Annotated in this window: 16 protein-coding genes and 1 tRNA gene; 6 read left to right on the top strand and 11 right to left on the bottom strand. The window is 64.9% G+C overall.

Annotation, left to right across the window (positions count from 1 at the left end; translation table 11 throughout):
* Window positions 1–65 precede the first annotated feature (65 nt).
* The 3 genes from recN to FYJ91_RS17940 form a co-directional block, all read right to left on the bottom strand.
* Window positions 66–1727, bottom strand: a complete 1662-nt coding sequence (gene recN, locus FYJ91_RS17950) for a DNA repair protein RecN (protein ID WP_149523681.1) — start codon at window positions 1725–1727, stop codon at window positions 66–68.
* Between the two features lie 247 nt (window positions 1728–1974).
* Entirely contained in the window at window positions 1975–2262 is a 288-nt protein-coding gene (locus FYJ91_RS17945) for a GIY-YIG nuclease family protein (RefSeq protein ID WP_181008569.1), read from the bottom strand.
* 193 nt (window positions 2263–2455) lie between these two features.
* A complete protein-coding gene (locus FYJ91_RS17940; protein WP_149523680.1) occupies window positions 2456–3235 on the bottom strand; it encodes an outer membrane protein assembly factor BamD in 780 nt (259 codons plus the stop codon).
* Between the two features lie 35 nt (window positions 3236–3270).
* Between FYJ91_RS17940 and FYJ91_RS17935 the strand changes: the two genes are divergently transcribed.
* The gene (locus FYJ91_RS17935; RefSeq protein ID WP_149523679.1) at window positions 3271–4449 is read left to right on the top strand and encodes a glycosyltransferase; all 1179 of its coding nucleotides are present in this window, start codon (window positions 3271–3273) and stop codon (window positions 4447–4449) included.
* Window positions 4450–4536: 87 nt separating this feature from the next.
* On the opposite strand, the gene FYJ91_RS17930 is transcribed toward FYJ91_RS17935, so the two are convergent.
* The 5 genes from FYJ91_RS17930 to yajC are packed head-to-tail and all read right to left on the bottom strand — an operon-like array spanning window position 4537 to window position 8761.
* Complete coding sequence (locus FYJ91_RS17930) at window positions 4537–5433, bottom strand: DMT family transporter (RefSeq protein WP_149523678.1); 897 nt, start codon at window positions 5431–5433, stop codon at window positions 4537–4539.
* Window positions 5434–5452: 19 nt separating this feature from the next.
* A complete protein-coding gene (locus tag FYJ91_RS17925) occupies window positions 5453–5821 on the bottom strand; it encodes an Mth938-like domain-containing protein (RefSeq protein WP_149523677.1) in 369 nt (122 codons plus the stop codon).
* 13 nt (window positions 5822–5834) lie between these two features.
* Window positions 5835–6800 carry a protein translocase subunit SecF gene (secF, locus tag FYJ91_RS17920; RefSeq protein WP_149523676.1) on the bottom strand — a complete coding sequence of 322 codons (966 nt, stop codon included), beginning with the start codon at window positions 6798–6800 and terminating at the stop codon, window positions 5835–5837.
* 13 nt (window positions 6801–6813) lie between these two features.
* Window positions 6814–8415 carry a protein translocase subunit SecD gene (secD, locus tag FYJ91_RS17915; RefSeq protein ID WP_149523675.1) on the bottom strand — a complete coding sequence of 534 codons (1602 nt, stop codon included), beginning with the start codon at window positions 8413–8415 and terminating at the stop codon, window positions 6814–6816.
* A gap of 7 nt (window positions 8416–8422) precedes the next feature.
* Window positions 8423–8761, bottom strand: coding sequence for a preprotein translocase subunit YajC (gene yajC, locus FYJ91_RS17910; RefSeq protein ID WP_149523674.1), 339 nt, complete (start codon window positions 8759–8761; stop codon window positions 8423–8425).
* Window positions 8762–8902: 141 nt separating this feature from the next.
* Between yajC and FYJ91_RS17905 the strand changes: the two genes are divergently transcribed.
* Together FYJ91_RS17905 and FYJ91_RS17900 are read left to right on the top strand one after the other, a co-directional pair.
* Window positions 8903–8979 (top strand) — tRNA-Pro (locus tag FYJ91_RS17905).
* Window positions 8980–9225: 246 nt separating this feature from the next.
* A complete protein-coding gene (locus FYJ91_RS17900) occupies window positions 9226–9912 on the top strand; it encodes a cistern family PEP-CTERM protein (protein ID WP_149523673.1) in 687 nt (228 codons plus the stop codon).
* Here FYJ91_RS17900 and FYJ91_RS17895 read toward each other — a convergent pair.
* Window positions 9883–10227 (bottom strand): EF-hand domain-containing protein, encoded by a 345-nt coding sequence (locus FYJ91_RS17895; RefSeq protein WP_149523672.1) that lies wholly within the window; start codon window positions 10225–10227, stop codon window positions 9883–9885. The genes FYJ91_RS17900 and FYJ91_RS17895 overlap by 30 nt on opposite strands.
* Before the next feature lie 519 nt (window positions 10228–10746).
* On the opposite strand from FYJ91_RS17895, the gene FYJ91_RS17890 reads away from it, so the two are divergent.
* The 3 genes from FYJ91_RS17890 (at window position 10747) to hslU (ending at window position 13240) form a co-directional block, all read left to right on the top strand.
* The gene (locus FYJ91_RS17890) at window positions 10747–11079 is read left to right on the top strand and encodes a DMT family protein (RefSeq protein ID WP_149523777.1); all 333 of its coding nucleotides are present in this window, start codon (window positions 10747–10749) and stop codon (window positions 11077–11079) included.
* Window positions 11080–11287: 208 nt separating this feature from the next.
* Window positions 11288–11839 (top strand): ATP-dependent protease subunit HslV, encoded by a 552-nt coding sequence (gene hslV / locus FYJ91_RS17885; RefSeq protein ID WP_149523671.1) that lies wholly within the window; start codon window positions 11288–11290, stop codon window positions 11837–11839.
* A gap of 99 nt (window positions 11840–11938) precedes the next feature.
* Window positions 11939–13240 (top strand): ATP-dependent protease ATPase subunit HslU, encoded by a 1302-nt coding sequence (gene hslU, locus FYJ91_RS17880; RefSeq protein ID WP_149523670.1) that lies wholly within the window; start codon window positions 11939–11941, stop codon window positions 13238–13240.
* Window positions 13241–13371: 131 nt separating this feature from the next.
* Here hslU and FYJ91_RS17875 read toward each other — a convergent pair whose 3' ends face one another.
* Together FYJ91_RS17875 and FYJ91_RS17870 are read right to left on the bottom strand one after the other, a co-directional pair.
* Window positions 13372–14253, bottom strand: a complete 882-nt coding sequence (locus FYJ91_RS17875) for an LOG family protein (RefSeq protein WP_149523669.1) — start codon at window positions 14251–14253, stop codon at window positions 13372–13374.
* Window positions 14254–14284: 31 nt separating this feature from the next.
* Entirely contained in the window at window positions 14285–14926 is a 642-nt protein-coding gene (locus FYJ91_RS17870) for an extensin family protein (protein ID WP_149523668.1), read from the bottom strand.
* Window positions 14927–15099: the final 173 nt, after the last annotated feature.

Below are 15099 nucleotides of genomic sequence, written 5' to 3'. Positions count from 1 at the left end.
TTGCGATTCCGGTGCCGTAACAACACGAACCGACAGATTTCAGCGACCAATCGAGCCGCGTGACTTCAGATGACTTCGAGCAGTCTTGCCGCCTGAGCCCGCGCTTCTTGCGTGATCTCAGCGCCCGAAAGCATGCGGGCGATCTCCTCGCGCCGCTCGTCCGAATCGAGCGGGCGGACACCGGTGCGCGTAACCAGGCCGTCGTGGCTCTTGGCGATCAGCCAGTGGCTGTCGCCGCGGGCCGCGACCTGCGGGCTATGGGTGACGACGAGCAGCTGCGCCTTCTTCGCCAGTCGCGACAGACGCTCGCCGATCGCGCTGGCGACCGCGCCACCGACGCCGCGATCGATCTCGTCGAAGATCATCGTCGCCGCCCCGCCTTCTTCAGCAAGCGCGACCTTGAGCGCCAGGATGAACCGCGAGAGTTCGCCACCGCTGGCGATCTTCATCAGCGGCGCGAAGGGCGCGCCGGGGTTCGTGGAGATTTCGAACTCGACACGATCCCGCCCGGCTGCGGTCCACCCACCTTCGTCCTGCGCATCGACCACCGTTTTGAACCGAGCGGCATCGAGCTTGAGCGGGGCGAGTTCGCCAGCGACCGCTGTGTCGAGCCGGGCGGCGGCGGCTGTGCGCGCAGCGGTGAGCACTTCGGCGGCCGCCGCATAGGTGGCGCGGGCGGCAGCGGCCTGCTTTTCGAGCATGGCGAGCCCGCCCTCCCCCGCCTCGATACGGCCCAAGCGCGCGGACAATTCGTCGCGCAGCGCGGCGAGTCCATCGGGTTCGACACGATGCTTGCGGGCGAGCGCGCGCAGATCGAATAAACGCGCCTCGACCGTGTCGAGCCGCGCGGGATCGAAAGAAAGCGCGTTGCCGGCGGCGGCAAGCCTGTCCTCCGCCTCCCCCGCCTCGATGATCGCGCGATCGAGCGCGGCGAGCGCATCGGCGAGCAAGGGATGTTCGGCCCCGATCCGATCGAGCCGGCGTGCGGCCTGCCGCAATTGGGCAAAGGCGCCTTCGGAGCCGTCGAGATGCGCACCGACCGCGGTCAGATCCTCGGCGAGCTTCGCGCCCTTCTGCATATCGGATCGTTCGCCGGCGAGGGTCGCTTCCTCTCCCGGTTCGGGCGCGAAGGCGTCGAGTTCGGCCACGGCATGATCAAGCCACTCGCGATCGCGCGCGGCGGCATCCAGATCGTCACGGGCTGCAGTCAGTGCGGTCTGCGCGTCGCGCCACGCGCGGAAGGCATCGGCGGCGGTGCGCGCGTCGATTCGGCCGAAGGCGTCGAGCAGAGCGCGATGGCCCCGCGGGTTGAGAAGGCCGCGATCGTCATGCTGGCCGTGAATCTCGATCAGCATCGCGCCGAGTTCACGCAGGGTCGCGGCGGGCGCGGGCTGTCCGTTGATCGCGGCGCGGCTGCCGCCATCGGCCTTGACGATGCGGCGGATGACGAGCGGTTCGCCCGGTTCGCCATCCAGCCCGTTCTCGGCGAGCAAAGCATGGGCGGGATGATCGGCGGGGAGATCGAAACTGGCGGTGACGACCGCCTGATCGGCGCCGTTGCGCACCAGCCCGCTATCGGCGCGCACGCCCAATGCGAGGCCGAGCGCGTCGAGCAGGATCGACTTGCCTGCCCCGGTCTCGCCCGTCAGCGTGCCGAGGCCGGGGCCGAATTCGAGATCGAGCGCCTCGATCAGGACGACATCACGAATGGCCAGCGCGGTCAGCATCGCGCCCTGCTTAACGGGAGATGCGGCGGGGTGCGAGGGGGCTTCGTATTCGGTGGGGAGGCGAAGGCCACAATGGTTGTGGCTTTTGTGGCCTTTGGGATTTGGCTGGATTTGCTGGAGAAAAGCGGCGGAGTGGATTGCTTCGTCGCCTGCGGCTTCTCGCAATGACGAGGTGGGGAGACGAGCGAGCGTCCTTCCCTCCCCGCCCGTCAGTGCGAGCGTAGCGAAGCAATCGAGTTGCGACGCTTCAGACGAGAGACGAGAAGAGGTCATCCCAGGCCGGGTTGGCTGACTGAATGAGCGCGACCTTCTTCGCGCGCGAACCGGCCTTCAGCTGCTTTTCGCGGAGGATGGCATATTCCATCGTAGAGTGGAGTTCGAACCAGACAAGGCGCTTGCAACCGTGGCGGGTGGTGAAGCCTTCGACGACGCCTTCTCGATGTTGCCACGCGCGCTTGGGCAGATCGGAGGTGACGCCGGTGTAGAGCGTTCCTTTGATGTGATTGGCCATGATGTAAACGGCAGGCTCGATCATGGACGCACTCCGGACGGGAGCTGTCCAACTAGAACAAAAAGAGAACAATGTCAAGCGAGATTCGTCATTGCGAGGAGCCGCAGGCGACGTGGCAATCCACTCCGAACTGCGGAATGGATTGCTTCGCTACGCTCGCAATGACGAGGTGGGGAGGTAGGGTCGCGGCCCCGACGAGTGAGGAGAGAAGGTGGCCTTACGCCGCCCGCTTCTTGCGGAGCAGCTCATAGGCATGCTCGTACCACTTCGAGCCCGGATAGTTGGCGCCCAGCACGGCCGCCGCCTTTTCCGCTTCCTGCGGGACGCCGAGCTGGAGGTAGCTTTCGGTCAGGCGCATCAGCGCCTCGGGGGCGTGGCTGGTGGTCTGATACTTGTCGACCACGACGCGGAAGCGCAGGGTGGCGGCGAGCCAGTCGGCGCGGCGCTGGTAGAAGCGGCCGACCTCCATCTCCTTACCCGCAAGGTGATCGTTGATCAGATCGACCTTCACGCGCGCATCCGCCGCGTAACGCGAATCGGGATAGCGGCGCATCAGTTCCTGCATCGCATCGAGCGCCTGCTGGGTCAGCTTCTGGTCGCGGGTGACGTCCTGGATCTGTTCGTAATAATCCATCGCGATCAGATAGAGCGCGTAAGGCGCGTCACGATTGCCCGGATGGATCGAGATGAAGCGCTGCGCCGAGCTGATCGAATCGGTATATTCGCGGGCGAGATAATAGCTGAACGCGCTCATCAGCTGCGCACGGCGGGCCCAGGGCGAATAGGGGTGCTGACGCTCGACCTCGTCGAACAAGGCAGCCGCCAGCTTATACTGGCGCTTGTCTAGCCGTTCCTTCGCCGCATTGTAGAGCGTGTCGACATCGCGGGCGACATATTTGGTGTCACCCTTGTTCTTCCCCGTGGCGCAGCCGGCCAAAGGAGCGATAAGGGCGGCAGCGATCAGAAGGGCGATCGGACGGTGGGCTTTGCGCAACATGCGCGTTGTCTTAGCGAAGGGTTTGAGGCGAGCCAATGGGGGATCGGACGCTGAAAGTATTGACGCTTTCGACGCTGTTTCCCGATGCGACCCGGCCAACCTTCGGCGTGTTCGTCGAACGGCAGACCGTGGGGCTGGCCGCGCGCGACAATGTCGAGGTGAAAGTGGTCGCGCCGATCGGCCTCCCACCCGCACCATTGCAGGGCGAGAGCCACAAGGCACTGGCCGCCCTGCCCCTCCGCGAAAACTGGAAGGGGCTGGAGGTTTACCGCCCGCGATTCACCGCGCTGCCGATCGTCGGCGGGGCGATCAATCCGTGGATGATGCGGCGGGCGATCGCGCCGCTGCTGACGGAAATTCGGCGCGACTTCGCGTTCGACGTGATCGATGCCGAATTCTTCTATCCCGACGGGCCGGCGGCGGTGGCACTGGGGCAGCGCTTCGGCGTGCCGGTGTCGATCAAGGCGCGGGGCGCAGACATTTCCTATTGGGGCCGACGGCGCGGCTGTGGCGGGCAGGTACTGGCGGCGGGACGTGCGGCGGCGGGCATGCTGGCGGTGTCGGGTGCGCTGCGAGACGAGATGATCGCGCTGGGGATGCCGGAGGACCGGATAAGGGTGCATCACACGGGGGTCGATCAGCGCGCGTTCCGGCCAATGGATCGCGCGGCGGCCAAGGCGGCGCTGGGCGTGTCGGGGCCGTTCGTGGTGACGATCGGCCATCTGATCCCGCGTAAAAGCCAGAGCCTGACGATCGCGGCGATGGCGCAGGTGCCTGATGCGACCTGCTGGGTCGTGGGGCAAGGGCCGGACGAGGCGAAATTGCGCGGCGAAATCGCGGCACTGGGGCTGCAGGATCGCGTCCACCTGATCGGGCCGAAGCCGCATGAGGCGCTGCCGGGCATATTGGCAGCGGCGGACGTGATGGCCCTGCCCTCCGCATCCGAGGGGCTGGCGAACGTGTGGGTCGAGGCGCTGGCGTGCGGGACGCCGATCGTCGTGGGCGACATCGGCGGCGCGGACGAGGTGGTCGATCGACCTGCTGCCGGACGGATCGTGGCGCGCGAGACCGGCGCGGTGGCGGCGGCGATCCGGGCGCTGATCGCCGATCCGCCCGCGCAAACCGACGTCGCTGAGGCGGCGCGGCGGTTTACATGGGAGCGCAACGGCGAGGTACTGGAGGCGCATTTGCGGGGGTTGGTGGCCCTCCCCTAATCCTCGTCATTGCGAGCGCAGCGAAGCAATCCATTCCGAACTGCGGAGTGGATTGCCGCGTCGCCTGCGGCTCCTCGCAATGACGAGTTAAGGAGTGGATCGTGCACCCAGCAGCGGGATGACGATCCCCGCGAGGATCAGGACCATGCCAACGAAGTGAAAGCCGTGGAGGGCTTCGCCCAGCAGGATCGCCGCCAGCACCGCTCCGAACAGGGGTTGCAGGCTGATCGCCTGACCGGCGGCGGCGGGGCCGATCTCGGCGACGGCGCGGTTGAACAGGAAATAGGCGATCACCGACGGGAAGATCGCGACATAGACGACCCCGCCCATCACCGCTGGGGTAAAGCGCACGATTTCCGTGCGCCATTCGAACATCGCGAAGGGCAGCATGCAGATCGCGCCGATCGCGAAGGTGAGCGTGACGAAGCTGACCGCGTCGATCGGCGGCTTCTTGCGCAGCAAGGCGGTGTAGAGCGCCCACGCGACCACGCCGCACAGCACCAGTACGTCGCCCCGGCCGAAGCCGAGCGCCATCAGCGCCGCGGGATCGGCGCGGATGATGATCAGGACGACGCCGACGGCCGCCAGCGTCACCCCGACGATCTGGACAAGGCGCGGGCGCACGCGGAACAGCATCAGATCAAACAGCAGGACCAAAGCAGGGATCGCCGCCTGGATCAGCAGCGCGTTGGTCGCGGTGGTGTAGCGCAGGCCCGAATAGAGAAAGGCGTTGAACAATGCGACGCCGATCGTGCCGAGCAGAAGGATCGACCGCCAGTGACGTCGTGCCGCAGGCCAGTCCGCGACGACGCGGCGATGGCCGAACGCCAGCAGGATCAGGCAGGCACCCATCCACCGACACAGGGCCAGGGTGAAGGGTGGGATATCGGCGTGGATGAACCGAGCGACGATCGAATTGCCCGCCCACAACAAAGTGACGAGCACGAGCATCGCATAGGTGCGCAGCGGAGAGGTGCGGTCCATCGCAGCCGGGCGACGCCCGTCAGAGCCCCATCAATGCGGCGACGAACCAGCGCCCTTCGGCGCGCAGGACGTTCCACATGCGGGCCGCGGCGCGACTGTCCATGATCTCGACGCCGACGCCGACCGCCTCGATGAAGGCAGGCGGCGGGCGGCGCAACGTCGGGCCGGTGCCGAGCAGCAGGAATTCGGGGGTGGGATCGCCATCAAGCGCCCCGGCCAGATCGGCGAGGCTCAGCGAATCGACCCCCGCCGGGTTCCAGTCCACCGCGCTGGTCGGCGTCAGGATGACCCCGCCGGGGACGATGCGGTCCTCGATCCGGAACGCCGCCCCCGAAAAACCGCGGATGATCGGCCCGGTCGAGGGCTGTTCGCGTTCGAAGCTGACCATCGCGGTTCAGCCCTTACGAGCGCGGCCCCATGCGTTCGGCCCCGGCCGCCTTCGAAACGTCCTTCTTGTCGAACTTCTGCGGCTCCAGCCCCAGCGAGATCAGCAACGACGACGAGACATAGACCGACGAATAGGTGCCGACGATGATGCCGAGCATCATGGCGGAGGTGAAGCCACGCAGCACATGGCCGCCGAACAGCAACAGCGCGCCCAGCGCGAGCATGATCGTGACCGAGGTCATCACCGTGCGCGGCAGCGTTTCGTTCACCGACAGATCGATGAGCGCCTTCATGTCCATCTGCCGATATTTGCGCATGTTTTCGCGGATACGATCGTCGATCACCATCTTGTCGTTGATCGAATAGCCGATGATCGTGAGGATGGCGGCGACGATGTTGAGATCGAACTCCATCCGCGTGATCGCGAAGAAACCGAGCGCCATCAGCACGTCGTGGACGACCGCGACCGCGGTCGACACGCCGAACTGCCATTCGTACCGAAACCAGCTGAACACCGCCATGCCGAGGACCGCCAGGACGACCGCGAGCAGGCCGTTGCGGATCAGCTCGTCCGAAACCTTGCCCGAGACAGTGTCGTAGCGGGGGAAGGTGACGCCGGGATACGCCCTCTTGAGCGACTCGGAGACCTTGGCGACCACCTTGTTGGTGGCGCCCTCATCGGTCGATGCCGGCAAAGGCAGGCGGATCGAGACGCTCTTGGGATCGCCGAACTGCTGCAGCGTGGTCTGCCCCACGCCGAGGCTGTCGACGTTCGTGCGAACCGCCTCGAGCGGCGGCGGCGCGGTGAACTTCGCTTCCAGCATCAGGCCGCCGACGAAATCGACGCCCAGATTGAGGCCGCGCAGACCCACCGCCGCGATCGACGCGACCGTCAGCAGCGCGGTGAGGATGAAGGCGATATGGCGGAGCCGGACGAAGCCGATATTGGTGTCGTCGGGGACGAGCTTGAGAAAAGGCATCTGATCGCCTCCCTTACACGTTCAGCGTGGTCGGCCGCGCCTTGCGCAACCAGTGGGCGACGAGCATCCGCGTGAAGACGACGGCGGTGAACACCGACGTCGCGATGCCGATCAGCAGCACGATCGCAAAGCCCTTGATCTGGCCCGAACCGAGCACGAACATGATCAGGCCCACGATCGCGTGGGTCACGTTCGCTTCGAAGATCGTGCGGCTTGCTTCCTTATAGCCGAGCTCGACCGCCTGAATGGGGGTGCGACCGCGGCGATATTCCTCGCGCATGCGTTCGTTGATCAGCACGTTGGCGTCGACCGCCGCGCCGATCGTCAGCACGAAGCCAGCGATACCGGGCAGTGTCAGCGTCGCATTGAGCAGCGCCATCACGCCGACGATCACGAACACGTTTATGATCACCGCGAAATTCGCATAGACGCCGAAGCGGCCATAAGCGGCGCACATGAACACGACGACGGCAAGGACCGCGATCGCCGCGGCCATCGTGCCCGCCTTGATCGAATCGGCGCCCATTTCGGGGCCTACCGTGCGTTCCTCGACCACCTTCAGCGCGACGGGCAGCTTGCCCGAACGCAGCGCGATCGCGAGTTCGTTGGCGCTTTCGACCGTGAAACGGCCCGAAATGCGCGCCTGCCCGCCCAGGATCGGCTCGTTGATGTTCGGCGCGGAAATAACCTTGCCGTCGAGGATCATCGCGAACGGCTTGCCGGCATTTTCCTGCGTCACGCGCGCGAACTTGCGGCCACCTTCGCTGTTGAAGGTGATGTTGACGATCGGCTCGTTGGTCTGGCTGTCGAAGCCCTGCTTGGCGTCGATCAGTTCATCGCCCGCGATGATGATGCGGCGCTTCACCGCGATCGCGGGGAAGCCGCCGGGATTGTCGGGATAGGGCAGGATCTCGCTGCCGACGGGCGCACGGCCCGAGGAAACCTGTTCGGCGCTCGCCGACTGATCGACCAGCTTGAATTCGAGCTTAGCGGTCTTGCCGAGCAGCGCCTTGAGCGCGGACGGATCCTGAAGGCCCGGCACCTGGACGATGATTCGATCCGCGCCCTGGCGGATGATCGTCGGCTCCTTGGTGCCGAGTTCGTCGATGCGCTTGCGCACCACTTCGGTCGCGACATCCATCGCGCTGTTGGTGGCGGCCTTGAGGCCGGTTTCGGTGGGGGTCAGCACGATCCGGGTCGAATCGACGACTGCCACGTTCCAGTCGCGCTGTCCGGTCATGCCCGCAGGCTGGGTCAGCGTGCGGAGCCGTTCGACCGCCGCATCGACCTGCGCACCATCACGCACGAAGAACGAAAGCCGCCCGCCCGTGGTCGAAATGTCGCCGATCGCGATCTTCGTATCGCCACGGCGCATTTCGGCGCGGACCTGCTCCTCCATGCGGACGACGTTGTTCTTCGCGAGATCGACGGTGTCGGCCTCGAGCATCAGATGGCTGCCGCCCGAAAGATCGAGCCCCAGGTTGATGCGCGGCATACCGCCCAGGCCGAGGCGGGCGGCGATTGATTCCGGGATCAGGCTGGGAATCGACAACAGCACGCCGATCGCCAGCGCGATGACGATGCTCAGAACCTTCCAGCGCGGGAAATCGAGCATCGTGCGATCAGTCGTTGGCAGGCTTGGACGAACCCGACGGGGTCACGCCCGACAGGGTCGCGCGCACGATCTTCACGCGCACGTTCGGCGCGATCTCGACCTCGACCTCTTCGTCCTCGACCTTGATCACCTTGCCGCGGACACCGCCGGCGGTGACGACCAGATCGCCCTTCTTCACGGCTTCGATCGTCTTGCGATGATCGGCCGCACGCTTCTGCTGCGGGCGGATCAGCAGGAAATAGAAGATCACGAAGATGAAGATCAGCGGTGCGAACTGCATCAGCATGGCGAGGCCGCTGCCCGAAGGCGCTGCGCCCGTGGCTGCAAAAGCGGGTGACGAGAACATGTTTTTTGCGTCCCGGGATATAAGCGAAGGGCCGCAACGCTGCGGCCCCGAAGTGGCGCGCCGCCTATCACGTTCTCAGGGACGGGTGCAACCGGGCGCTTGCCAAGAGGGAATCTCCTCTCTAGAGCGCGCCTCCTTGGTCGGGGCGTGGCGCAGCCTGGTAGCGCACTTGACTGGGGGTCAAGGGGTCGCAGGTTCGAATCCTGTCGCCCCGACCAGCCTTAGGGATCCGAACCCCCAGCGGATCCATCCTACGCACCTCCCACGCGTCCTTGCGAGTGGAGCGCAATCCCGTCCGACGGCTCGCAAAGGCCGATCGCTTCGGGTCTGGATTGCCGCGTCGCCTTCGGCTTCTCGCAGTGACGAGGAAAGACGTTGGATAGAATCGACTCCGAACGCGGATCATAACGAAATATCCCAGCAGCTTCGCGTTGCCCTACCTGAAGTCATTCGGGTGTGTTGCAATGCGTATCATGTGGATGGTTGCCGCCGGACTCGCGCTGGCGCCTATGCCCGCGCAGGCGGCCCTGGTGTTGAGCCAGTCGCAGGTCGGCACGACTTTCAATGTCGATTTCGGCGGTGCGGTGCTGGGGCTGATCAACCAGCCGAACCTGGGCGCGACAGGGCGCTTCACCTTCGCGGGCGCGACCGACGCGGGCAAGACGTTCAACTTCACCTATGCGCTGACCAACGATTCCACGGTCGCTTCGCAGATTCGGTCCTTCGGGCTGGACGTGGTGGGCGCATCGGTGCGGACGGCAATGTCGACCGGCGCGTTCGCCACCAACAGTATCAACCCGCTGTCAGGTCTGATCGGCAGCGATCTTTGCTTCACGCCGAGCACGTTCGGTACCTGCGGCCTGCTGGGCAACAGCACCGTGACGATGGGCCAGACCGGCGTGGGCACCTTCGCGCTGACCTTCGCCAACGCGATGGAGTCGATCGCGCTCGATGACTTTCGGGTGAATTATACCGGCGTACTGGGGCTGTACGGCGCGACGGGCACGGGCGACATCACCTCCGTCGTCGGGCAGGTTTCCGCAGCGCCCGAGCCGACGACATGGCTAACGATGCTGCTGGGCTTCACATTCGTCGGCATGGCAATGCGCCGGCGCGGCCGGTCAGGCGTGACTTATCCGCGCAGCGCGTGACGCCAGGAAGGTGGCAATCTCCCGGGCCGAGACGCGGCCATTGCCGTCGGTGTCCGCTTCGCGGAACTCGTCCGACGTCCGGTTGAGCAATTGGGTGCGCATCGACACGCGATGCAGGCTCGCTATGCCCGTCGCCTCGAGCAGACCGGGCGGTTGAAGCTGCAGCCATTGCGCGAACTGGAGCGGGGTCAGTTCGGCGTTACCGGAGACACCGCGTATGCGAACCATCGGGTTCGAGTCCGCTCGCGCGCTATGCGCCGGTACGCGCCTGCCCTTCCGGGCATCGGCGGTGCCCGCAATGCCCAGTGCAGCCATGAGCGCCGCCATCACCCAAATTGAATATCTACGCCCCATCACAGAATCGACAACGCCGCGATAGGACAATCGATCCCAAATCGGATCGGTTACGTAAGCGTAACTATCAGATCCGAAACGACTTCATGCCCAACCGGTGCATCCACCAAAGGAGCGCGAAGGCAGCCAATCGCTTTCGAGGGAGCGCGTTTCGATTGGCTCAGGAGCGACTATGGGAGGCGGCGCAGGGACAGGCGCGCTCAAGGCAAGCGGCGTGGGCGGCGCGATCAGCGTCGGCGTGGCGATCAGCCATGCGGGCGGAGCGACCTTGCGCCGCATCGCCCAAAAGGCGCCTTCATCGGCGATCATAAGACCGTTCCGATCCTCCACCTACCCTGTCTCCCCCAAGACAAACGGGTGTCGCAGCCCGATTCGACCGCGTCATAGGACTGTAACATCGGGGCCGATGCGTTCACAGATACATTCGCACCATTTCGGTGGCCGCATGTTCACGTCGCGCGCTAGGATCGGTGGATGACGATGACCCCGCTCCTGCTCCTCGTGTGCTCCAACATCTTCATGACGATCGCCTGGTACGGACACCTCAAGTTCACCGACGCGCGATTGTGGGTGGTGATCGTCGCGAGTTGGGGGATCGCGCTGATCGAATATTGCTTTGCCGTACCCGCCAATCGGATCGGCTACATGCACGGATGGAGCGCAGGTCAGCTCAAGATCACGCAGGAGATCATCACGCTGCTGGTCTTCGCGGTGTTCGCGCTGCTGGTGCTGAAAGAACCGATCGGGCTGCGGCATCTGGGGGCGTTCTGCTGCCTGATCGGTGCGGCAGCATTCATGTTCGCGGGGAAGTAGCCCCCCGCCAGCTGGTCATTGCGAGAGTAGCGAACCAATCCAGGCCCACGAGAAAGGCTCGCGTCAAAACTCCAGTGCGGGACTGGATTGCCGCGTCGCCCGCGGCTCCTTGCAATGACGACGTGGGGAGAGTGGCGATGGGTCAGGGCGCGATTGAACGATCGTTACGCCCTCCCCATATCGCCTCTGCAAAGCATTCAGGACCGATATGAGCGAACTTCCCAAATGGCATGGCACCACGATCCTGTCGGTGCGCAAGGGCGGCAAGGTTGTCGTCGTGGGCGACGGACAGGTTTCGATGGGCAACACCGTGATGAAGCCCAATGCGCGCAAGGTGCGCAAGCTGGGCGACGGCAGCGTGATCGGCGGATTCGCCGGCGCGACGGCCGATGCCTTCACCCTGTTCGAACGGCTCGAACGCAAGCTGGAGTCGCATAACGGCCAGCTGCTGCGCGCGGCGGTCGAACTGGCGAAGGACTGGCGGACCGACAAATATCTGCGCAACCTCGAGGCGATGATGATCGTCGCCGACAAGGAGGTGACGTTGATCCTGACCGGCAACGGCGACGTGCTGGAGCCGATCGGCGGGGTCGCCTCGATCGGATCGGGCGGCAACTTCGCCCTCTCCGCTGCGCGCGCTCTGGTCGAATACGAGCCCGATGCCGAGACGCTGGCCCGCAAGGCGATGAAAATCGCCGCCGAACTTTGCGTCTTCACCAACGACAATCTGACGATCGAGACTTTGGATAGCTCGAACTAAACAACCACCGTTCGTGTCGAGCGTAGTCGAGACACGTTGGCGATCGAGATGTGTCTCGACTTCGCTCGACACGAACGGGTTTTGGGAACCGGATACACGATGAACGACAATCTCACGCCCAAGGCCATCGTCTCGGCGCTCGACGCGCATATCGTGGGACAGGCCGACGCCAAGCGCGCGGTCGCGGTGGCGCTGCGCAACCGCTGGCGTCGGCAGCGCCTGCCCGAAAATCTGCGCGACGAGGTGACGCCCAAGAACATCCTGATGATCGGGCCGACCGGGTGCGGCAAGACCGAAATCAGCCGCCGTCTGGCGAAGCTGGCCGACGCGCCTTTCGTGAAGGTCGAGGCGACCAAGTTCACCGAGGTCGGTTATGTCGGCCGCGATGTGGAGCAGATCGCGCGCGATCTGGTCGAGGAAGCCGTGCGTCTTGAGAAGGAGCGCCGCCGCGCCGCCGTGAAGGACAAGGCCGAGGAGGCGGCGATGGCGCGCCTGCTCGACGCCTTGGTCGGCAAGGATGCGAGCGAGGCGACCCGACTCTCCTTCAAGCAGCGCTTCGACGAGCATCAGCTCGACGACAAGGAAATCGAGATCGAGGTCGAGGATTCGGGCGGCATGCCGTTCGAGATGCCCGGCATGAACGGCCAGGTCGGCATGATCAACCTGAGCGACATGATGGGCAAGGCGTTCGGCGGCAACAAGACCAAGCGCCGCAAGATGACCGTGCGCGCCGCGTGGACCAAGCTGGTCGACGAGGAGGCCGACAAGCGGCTCGATCAGGATGAGGTGAGCCGGATCGCGCTGCAGGATGCCGAGCAGAACGGGATCGTCTTCCTCGACGAAATCGACAAGATCGCGGTGAGCGACGTGCGCGGCGGATCGGTGAGCCGCGAAGGCGTGCAGCGCGATCTGCTGCCGCTGATCGAAGGCACGACGGTCGCGACCAAATATGGGCCGCTGAAGACCGACCATATCCTGTTCATCGCGTCGGGCGCGTTCCATGTGGCCAAGCCCAGCGACCTGTTGCCCGAGCTTCAGGGCCGCCTGCCGATCCGCGTCGAGTTGAAGGCGCTCACCGAAGAGGATTTCGTGCGCATCCTTTCGGACACGCGCGCGAGCCTGACCGAGCAATATCGCGCGCTGATCAGCACCGAGGGTGTCGAAATCGCGTTTACCGAGGACGGCATCAAGGCGATCGCCAAGATCGCCGCCGAAGTGAACGGCCAGATCGAGAATATCGGCGCGCGACGGCTGTCGACCGTGATGGAGAAGCTGCTGGAGGACGTGTCGTTCGAGGCCGAGGACCGTCAGGGCACCACCGTGACGGTCGATGCGGCCTATGTGAACGCGCAGCTGAGCGAAGTCGCGCGGAATACCGACCTGAGTAAGTATGTGCTCTGATTAAATCCTCCCCGGCACGGGGAGGTGGCGCCGAAGGCGACGGAGGGGGCGGGTCACGAGCGATCCGCCCAGCCTCTTGCCCCCTCCACCGCTTCGCGGTCCCCCTCCCCGTTTCGGGGAGGATTTAGGCATCACCGATGCAGGTGCGTCCGCTCGTAGGTCTTGTAGTACTGCTCCAGCTTCTCCCACGCCTCCTCGGCGGTTTCGACGAAGCGGAACAGGTTGAGGTCGCGTTCGGAGATCACCCCCTCCTCGACCAGCGCGTCGAAATTCACGACGCGCTCCCAGAATTCGCGGCCGAACAGGAAGATGGGCAGCTGCGCCATCTTGCCGGTCTGGATCAGCGTCAGCAGTTCGAACAGCTCGTCGAAGGTGCCGAATCCGCCGGGAAAGGCCGCGACGGCGCGCGCGCGCATCAGGAAGTGCATCTTGCGCAGCGCGAAATAGTGGAAGTGGAAGCTGAGCGTCGGCGTGACATAGGGGTTCGGCGTCTGTTCGAACGGCAGCACGATGTTGAGGCCGATCGATTCCCTGCCGACGTCCGCCGCGCCGCGATTGGCCGCTTCCATGATCGATGGCCCGCCGCCCGAGCAGACGACGAGCTGGCGCGTGCCATCGGGGTCGGTCGGATATTCGCTGGAAATCTGCGCGAGCTTGCGGGCTTCGTCATAATATTTCGACTTGGCGAGCAGGCGTTCGGCGATCAGGCGCTGGCCGTCCGTCGTCGCGGCGGCGAGCAGAGCCTCCGCCTTGTCGCGCTCGGGAATGCGGGCGGAGCCGTACATCACGAAGGTCGAGCCGATCTTCGCCTCGTCGAGCGCCATCTCGACTTTCATTAACTCCAGCTGGAAACGCACTGGGCGAAGCTCGTCGCGCAGCAGGAATTCCTCGTCCTGGAAGGCGAGCTTGTAGCTGGCAGCGACGGTCTGCGGCGTCGGGGTCGCGGTCTTCGCGACGGCGGCGTCCTCCTTGGCGCGCGGGAAGATGCGCTTGGGGATCTTGCGGTCGGTCATTCTATGTCTGTCCTAGGAAAAACGGGCGTTTTTAACGGCAATAGGGGCCGTTGCCCATGTCGAAATGAAAATGGTCGGCGTGGAGCGCGTTGGCGTCTGGCCCCAGCACGACCGCAAAACGGCCGCATGCCGCCTTGTGGAGCGAGCGCAGGAAGCCGCGCACCCGTTCGTCGCCACCATTCCACCCTTGCTTGACGGTGATGCGACGCCCGTCCTTCAAAACGAAGGCGGCGATGTCGATGGCGTTGGCGCGGCCATGTTCGGACAGGCGGTTGCCCGCCTGATTGTTGACCGGACGACAGGCGAAGCTGCCGAAGCTTTCGATCTTCGTAACATAGCCGCCCAGCCAGCGTGCCGCCTGCCCCTGCACGTCGTTGCGCACCCAGCGCGCGAAGGGGAGCGCGAGCCCGCATTTAACCGCGCCGAGATTGGTGACGGGGATGCCGATCGCGACCAGCTTCACCGACGAGGTCGCCGAACAGCCATTGTCGAAACGGCGATCGGGCAACGCATCGACCTGCGATCCTTCGGCGCGCATCGCGGCGACGCAGGCGCGGAACCGCTCGGGCGTCTCGACCGGCGGCGTCCAGCGCGACCGCGCGGGCTTGCGCGACGGGCCGACGCAGGCGGCGAGGATCAGGCAGAGGAGGAGGACGCAGGCACGAACGGACATTGGGGCGATAGTGGCGATGCCCGACTCTCGGGTCAAATGCCTCGTCCCACATAACTCGTCATTGCGAGGAGCCGCTTGCGACGACGTGGCAATCCATTCCGAACTGCGGGGTGGATTGCTTCGCTATGCTCGCAATGACGAGTTTCTTTGGGGAGACGACATGAAAAACGGCC

The organism is Sphingomonas montanisoli (assembly GCF_008274695.1).
GTDB classification, from domain to species: Bacteria; Pseudomonadota; Alphaproteobacteria; order Sphingomonadales; family Sphingomonadaceae; genus Rhizorhabdus; species Rhizorhabdus montanisoli.
The sequence above is the reverse complement of the archived record's forward strand: the minus strand, read 5'-3'. Positions and strand labels throughout refer to the sequence as shown.

Excerpts from the sequence above, each read along its gene's own strand:
- recN (WP_149523681.1), bottom strand. The coding sequence starts at position 1,727 with ATGCTGACCGCGCTGGCCATTCGTGATGTCGTCCTGATCGAGGCGCTC.
- FYJ91_RS17945 (WP_181008569.1), bottom strand. The coding sequence starts at position 2,262 with ATGATCGAGCCTGCCGTTTACATCATGGCCAATCACATCAAAGGAACG.
- FYJ91_RS17940 (WP_149523680.1), bottom strand. The coding sequence starts at position 3,235 with ATGTTGCGCAAAGCCCACCGTCCGATCGCCCTTCTGATCGCTGCCGCC.
- FYJ91_RS17935 (WP_149523679.1), top strand. The coding sequence starts at position 3,271 with ATGGGGGATCGGACGCTGAAAGTATTGACGCTTTCGACGCTGTTTCCC.
- FYJ91_RS17930 (WP_149523678.1), bottom strand. The coding sequence starts at position 5,433 with ATGGACCGCACCTCTCCGCTGCGCACCTATGCGATGCTCGTGCTCGTC.
- FYJ91_RS17925 (WP_149523677.1), bottom strand. The coding sequence starts at position 5,821 with ATGGTCAGCTTCGAACGCGAACAGCCCTCGACCGGGCCGATCATCCGC.
- secF (WP_149523676.1), bottom strand. The coding sequence starts at position 6,800 with ATGCCTTTTCTCAAGCTCGTCCCCGACGACACCAATATCGGCTTCGTC.
- secD (WP_149523675.1), bottom strand. The coding sequence starts at position 8,415 with ATGCTCGATTTCCCGCGCTGGAAGGTTCTGAGCATCGTCATCGCGCTG.
- yajC (WP_149523674.1), bottom strand. The coding sequence starts at position 8,761 with ATGTTCTCGTCACCCGCTTTTGCAGCCACGGGCGCAGCGCCTTCGGGC.
- FYJ91_RS17900 (WP_149523673.1), top strand. The coding sequence starts at position 9,226 with ATGCGTATCATGTGGATGGTTGCCGCCGGACTCGCGCTGGCGCCTATG.
- FYJ91_RS17895 (WP_149523672.1), bottom strand. The coding sequence starts at position 10,227 with ATGGCTGCACTGGGCATTGCGGGCACCGCCGATGCCCGGAAGGGCAGG.
- FYJ91_RS17890 (WP_149523777.1), top strand. The coding sequence starts at position 10,747 with ATGACCCCGCTCCTGCTCCTCGTGTGCTCCAACATCTTCATGACGATC.
- hslV (WP_149523671.1), top strand. The coding sequence starts at position 11,288 with ATGAGCGAACTTCCCAAATGGCATGGCACCACGATCCTGTCGGTGCGC.
- hslU (WP_149523670.1), top strand. The coding sequence starts at position 11,939 with ATGAACGACAATCTCACGCCCAAGGCCATCGTCTCGGCGCTCGACGCG.
- FYJ91_RS17875 (WP_149523669.1), bottom strand. The coding sequence starts at position 14,253 with ATGACCGACCGCAAGATCCCCAAGCGCATCTTCCCGCGCGCCAAGGAG.
- FYJ91_RS17870 (WP_149523668.1), bottom strand. The coding sequence starts at position 14,926 with ATGTCCGTTCGTGCCTGCGTCCTCCTCCTCTGCCTGATCCTCGCCGCC.